Source organism: Streptomyces megasporus, assembly GCF_000718985.1.
GTDB lineage: Bacteria > Actinomycetota > Actinomycetes > Streptomycetales > Streptomycetaceae > Streptomyces > Streptomyces megasporus.
The window spans coordinates 1-380 of record NZ_JODL01000117.1 but is presented as its reverse complement, the minus strand read 5'-3'; the positions used below and the strand labels follow the sequence as shown (position 1 = coordinate 380).

1 protein-coding gene is annotated in these 380 nt (G+C 71.6%); it reads left to right on the top strand.

Features of this window, described 5'->3' with window-relative positions:
• Positions 1–140, top strand: a 140-nt coding sequence (locus IF47_RS32235; RefSeq protein ID WP_425423656.1) for an alpha/beta fold hydrolase, incomplete at its 5' end; no start/stop codon positions are given.
• Positions 141–380 lie beyond the last annotated feature (240 nt).

Genomic DNA, 380 nt, shown 5'->3' with positions numbered 1-380 from the left:
CGGCAGCGTCAGATGTGTATAAGAGACAGTTCCCGGCGGCCGAGTTCGCGGTGCAGCCCGGCGCCGGTCACTACCCGTGGCTGGACGACCCGGAGTGGTTCGCGCGGCGCGTGACGGCCTTTCTCTCCGGACGGGAGTGAGCGTCCTTCTGCTGTCGGCAGAGCAAGCCCGGCCGACCGGCACCCCTCGCTAGCGTGCCCGCATGGACACCGATCAGCGCACCGTACAAGCGAACGGCATCACTCTGGCCTACCGCGTCTGGGGACCGCAGGACGCGCCGCCCGTCCTGCTCCTGCATGCCCGCGGGGCCGATGGTGCCGACTGGTCGCAGATCGCCCCCGCACTGGCCGCCGCGCCCCGCCGGATCTACGCCCCGGACC